The 4,069-nt window shown below is 38.6% G+C and carries 6 protein-coding genes and 1 pseudogene; 3 read left to right on the top strand and 4 right to left on the bottom strand.

Features of this window, described 5'->3' with window-relative positions:
- Positions 1-121, bottom strand: a 121-nt coding sequence (locus AAA939_RS15155; protein ID WP_182995444.1) for a recombinase family protein, incomplete at its 3' end; no start/stop codon positions are given.
- Between the two features lie 329 nt (positions 122-450).
- On the opposite strand from AAA939_RS15155, the gene AAA939_RS15160 reads away from it, so the two are divergent.
- The 3 genes from AAA939_RS15160 to AAA939_RS15170 all read left to right on the top strand — a co-directional run bounded on the left by AAA939_RS15160 (position 451) and on the right by AAA939_RS15170 (position 2,716).
- Positions 451-684: a hypothetical protein gene (locus AAA939_RS15160; protein ID WP_010013316.1), complete on the top strand. Its 234-nt coding sequence runs from the start codon at positions 451-453 to the stop codon at positions 682-684.
- 14 nt (positions 685-698) lie between these two features.
- Positions 699-1,229 (top strand): MFS transporter, encoded by a 531-nt coding sequence (locus tag AAA939_RS15165; RefSeq protein WP_005919347.1) that lies wholly within the window; start codon positions 699-701, stop codon positions 1,227-1,229.
- A 152-nt stretch (positions 1,230-1,381) separates the two neighbouring features.
- Positions 1,382-2,716 (top strand): dihydrolipoyl dehydrogenase family protein, encoded by a 1,335-nt coding sequence (locus AAA939_RS15170; protein ID WP_002831210.1) that lies wholly within the window; start codon positions 1,382-1,384, stop codon positions 2,714-2,716.
- Between the two features lie 42 nt (positions 2,717-2,758).
- On the opposite strand, the gene AAA939_RS15175 is transcribed toward AAA939_RS15170, so the two are convergent.
- The 3 genes and pseudogenes from AAA939_RS15175 to AAA939_RS15185 all read right to left on the bottom strand — a co-directional run.
- The gene (locus tag AAA939_RS15175; protein WP_020090466.1) at positions 2,759-2,959 is read right to left on the bottom strand and encodes a hypothetical protein; all 201 of its coding nucleotides are present in this window, start codon (positions 2,957-2,959) and stop codon (positions 2,759-2,761) included.
- On the bottom strand, positions 2,947-3,519 hold the full coding sequence (locus tag AAA939_RS15180; protein ID WP_125574589.1) for a helix-turn-helix domain-containing protein: 573 nt from the start codon (positions 3,517-3,519) through the stop codon (positions 2,947-2,949). The genes AAA939_RS15175 and AAA939_RS15180 overlap by 13 nt, the downstream gene beginning before the upstream one ends.
- Positions 3,512-3,946 (bottom strand): annotated as a pseudogene (locus AAA939_RS15185) (replication initiation protein); the annotation flags it as partial. The gene AAA939_RS15180 and the pseudogene AAA939_RS15185, both read right to left, overlap by 8 nt.
- Positions 3,947-4,069: the final 123 nt, after the last annotated feature.

Here is a 4,069-nt window from a genome sequence, read left to right on the forward strand (position 1 = left end):
CAGTAGTTGTGCCGGTAAACTTTTCCTGAAAGATTTTTTCTGCTCCTGCCAATTTTAGTAACTCAATTTGATTTGCTAATTTTTGATCAGTGGTACTGACCCGCGCATAGCCATATTTCATCTTTTTCTCTCCTTACTTATGTCATTAAGTAATGACACGGTTCTAACCCTTTAATTATACAGCATCAAAAAACAGGCCACAACTGTTAAGTTATGACGCAGTTTATATATTCATTTAGCGGACATTAACCCATTTATTAATAAAAACTGGACTTAGAATGCGTTTCTCAAACGTCGAAACATGAAAAAAAGCCTATTTCTAGGCGCTTTTTACGATTATTGTTGTAAAGTTTGTTGGGCTTTTTTAGCTCTTGGCTTTTTAAATCTGGATTATCCTTTGCACCTGAAGATGGAAAGGGGACTGCTTCTTCTGCTTATGGTGGTCTAGGCATGGCTTTAGGTAATAACGGATTTAACGTTATCGGTGCTTTGTTCCTTAGCCAGTTTCGACTAGGATTTATAGTCTTTGGTATATTCACATTTGCTGGCGTATTAATTGCAACTTTGATTGTCCATGAGCCTTCTAATTTAGATGAAACCTCAACTAAAAAGAAAGAAAAGTTTTCTTTAAAAAATGTAAAGTTAATTTTTCCTTCTTGGCAAATTGGCGCGACTACTACCTAGCTCTTATAGGAAAAATGTTTCAGGGAGTTGGAAACTTTGCAATTACAGGATACATTTTATATATAATGACCGACTTTCTTCATCGTGGTAATCAAACTCAATCTTCTATCCAACTTGTTAACATGATTATGCTTATTTTTGGCATTTTGATGGGATTAGTCGCTGGGCCACTATCTAATAAATTTAAAATACTGAAATTACCAGTAGGTCTCTCAACTATCTTATTAGCAATTGCAGGTCTCTCCCTGTTCTTCTTAAGAAATAATACTGGTATTATTCTTTACGCCTTAGCTGCCGGTTTAGGAATGGGCTTATGGAACGCACTTGATAATTTATTAAACTTAAAAGTTATCCCCGATCAAAATCGTGTTGCATTTTTCTTAGGTGTTTACAACTTAGGTAATACAATTACACAAGCTATCGCACCCGTTTTAGCCGCTGCCGTCATAAGTCTTTTTGGTTATTCTGGAATTTTTATTGTTTCATTTATTTTTTCCTTGATTGGTGGTATTTCAATGCTATCGATTAAATCATTAAAACGTTAGTAAGATATTTTTTAGCAATCCTTATTTAAAGTTAAGGATTGCTTTTTGTTCTCTTCAGTTGCAATCGCTTGCAACTCGCACCTATCCTCTGCTATGCTCGTGCCAACAATGGTAATTATTTATTCACCTAAATTTAGGATGGAGGTAATTAAATGACTGAAAGTTATCAATTTGATGTTTTGTACTTAGGCGCGGGGCATGGTGCCTTCGACGGGGCGGTTCCACTAGCTAATAGTGGTAAAAAAGTCGCCATTATCGAAGCGGACAAAATCGGGGGAACTTGTCCAAACCGTGGATGCAACGCGAAAATTACGCTGGACAACCCGGTTCAACTTTTACGCCACCAAGAACGCCTTGATGGCATTGTAAATGGTGACTTAAAGCTGGATTGGACTGCCAATGTAGAACATGAACACGAAGTCATCGACGGCTTGCCGGACATGATTACTGGTTTACTCGACTCTGTTGACATCGAAATTATTCACGGTCGTGGAAAATTTGTTGATGCTCACACCATCGAAGTGGATCAACAGCGCTACACCGCTGACAAAATCGTGATTGCAACGGGGCTACGTCCCCACCATCTAGATGTTATGGGCTCAGAACTTACGCATGACAGTACCGATTTTATGAACCTCAAACAGCTTCCTGAAAATATCGTAATTATTGGCGCGGGCTATATCGGCATGGAATTTGCCACGATTGCCAATGCTGCCGGCGCGAACGTCACTGTACTTTTACGCCATAATCGGGCGTTGCGCAAATTTAATCAAGATTACGTAAAACAAGTCATTGCCGACCTCGAAAAACGAGGGGTGAAGTTCATTTACAACGCTCAGGTGGATCGTTTTGAGGAAGACGGTTCTCATTTTACCGTGTCTTATAACGATCACGAAACCCTCACCACCGACTGGATTTTGGATGCTACCGGACGAATTCCTAACATCGAAAACATCGGATTAGACGAAGTAGGCGTTAGTTACAATGCTAACGGGATCGAAGTTAACGATCATCTTCAAACTAACATTGATAACATCTATGCTTCTGGTGATGTGCTTGATAAAGAACAGCCTAAGCTCACCCCGACTGCGATCTTTGAATCTAGTTATTTAACCCAACTTTTCACAGGAAAGACTACTGACGCAATCAACTATCCGCCCATCCCAACCATTGTCTTTACCTCACCACAAATCGCACAGGTTGGTATGAGCGTCGAAGAAGCTCAGCAAAATCCTGATTACACCATTAAAACTAATCATCTTCCTGACGGATGGTTCCGCCAAGTTGATAAGGAAACAATTGGTGATAACACCTTGATTTACGATCAAGACCATCATCTTGTAGGAGCAGCTGAAGTTAGTGAACATGCTGCCGATGCAATTAACGTTTTATTACCAGCAATTGAGTTTCAATATACAGCTGAACAACTAGGCCGCATCGTACCTCTCTTCCCTACTTTGGGAGCGGACGTCTGGTCACAGATTTAAAAAAACGCTGAGCCTCTTTTAAGGAGACTCGGCGTTTTTTTATTATTTAGTAAATTCAGCAATTGCATCATCAATATGTTGCCGTACTACCTCAACATGATCCATTTCATCATCTTCTACATGTGGTAAAGGATTACGTGCTCGTCCTACACTTACCCCACGTTTAGCTAAGATTAACTTCATCACATCATATAAATTACCTTTAAATGATGTCAATTTAACTGAATCATCTATTTTCGCCATAGTCCCCACCATTTTCTTGGTTTTTCTTGTTCTTCTATCCTTTTTTGAACTTTGATTTGTTCCTGCAAATTTTCCAACTTCTCTTTAAGAGCGTTCCCGTTCACTTCATCTTTATATTGATTGTCTAAGTGTTTGAATTCTGTTTCCTGTGAGGGCATTTTGAGAACTTTTAATCTGTCGTTTTCTGCTTTGTATTCTTCGAGCAGTTGTTTGTCCTGTAAGGCCAATCTTTGTTGCTGATCTAGTAACTTATGTAACTCTTTCTTTTCAGATTGAATTTCTGATACTAAATTTCGAAGGAATTTCACTTCATCTTGTCCATCAACCGCATCTTTTTTGTTGTCGTCAACATCATCTTTTTGTTGACGGTATCTTGTTGACGAATTGTTTGAGAACATTGCTTTAATAGCTTTTTGCCCATCAACATCAACGTAAACAGTATTACCTTTTGTTGATGTAAATTGACGTAAATCGATTGACGCATCTCTTTTTATCTTTTGCCATATAGCCTGCTTTGAAACGCCCAATTCATCAGCAAGTTCTCTAATTGTTTTAGGCATTATTTCCAAACCCCTTTCGGAGTTCAGCAAGTGCTTCTTGTCTTGCTTGATCTCTTATTTTTTTATCGTGCTCGGCCTGTTTATCAGCCAATGCTTGTTTCTCAGTAGAGCCTAAAGTTAACCCTTTAACCTTGTCAATGGCGCGCCATTTTTCCTGCTCTGTTAATTCACCATTATGCTGAATATTAAAAAGCTTTTGACGCTCATCTTGTAATTGGCCTTGTGAGAAATCATTGGCATCTTTCTTTTCGGGTTTCCAGGTAAACGAATAGCCAATAACTGGTTTCCCACGCCCTTTACCATATTTTTTTCTAACCGTTAATCCTCTAAACAAAGGAGTTAATTCTTCTTTAATGGGTTTTATAACAAATTTATCGACGTTAGAGGGACTATTCCAGTAACTTTTGGGCATATCTAGTAATTGGTAGATTGTAAAATTAATCCGAACGCTGTTCGGACAAAAAAGATCAGCTTCCTTTAAAATGGTGTTTACCACAAACCCATCTTTTAGGAGCTGATCTTTTGTCTAGTATAACCTATTCCGAACGAA

Origin of the sequence: Lactiplantibacillus paraxiangfangensis, assembly GCF_036246185.1 — a bacterium.
Taxonomy (GTDB): Bacteria; Bacillota; Bacilli; order Lactobacillales; family Lactobacillaceae; genus Lactiplantibacillus; species Lactiplantibacillus paraxiangfangensis.

What these genes read in the sequence shown, in the direction of transcription:
- AAA939_RS15160 (WP_010013316.1), top strand. Translation starts at nt 451, where the DNA reads ATGGCTTTAGGTAATAACGGATTTAACGTTATCGGTGCTTTGTTCCTT.
- AAA939_RS15165 (WP_005919347.1), top strand. Translation starts at nt 699, where the DNA reads ATGTTTCAGGGAGTTGGAAACTTTGCAATTACAGGATACATTTTATAT.
- AAA939_RS15170 (WP_002831210.1), top strand. Translation starts at nt 1,382, where the DNA reads ATGACTGAAAGTTATCAATTTGATGTTTTGTACTTAGGCGCGGGGCAT.
- AAA939_RS15175 (WP_020090466.1), bottom strand. Translation starts at nt 2,959, where the DNA reads ATGGCGAAAATAGATGATTCAGTTAAATTGACATCATTTAAAGGTAAT.
- AAA939_RS15180 (WP_125574589.1), bottom strand. Translation starts at nt 3,519, where the DNA reads ATGCCTAAAACAATTAGAGAACTTGCTGATGAATTGGGCGTTTCAAAG.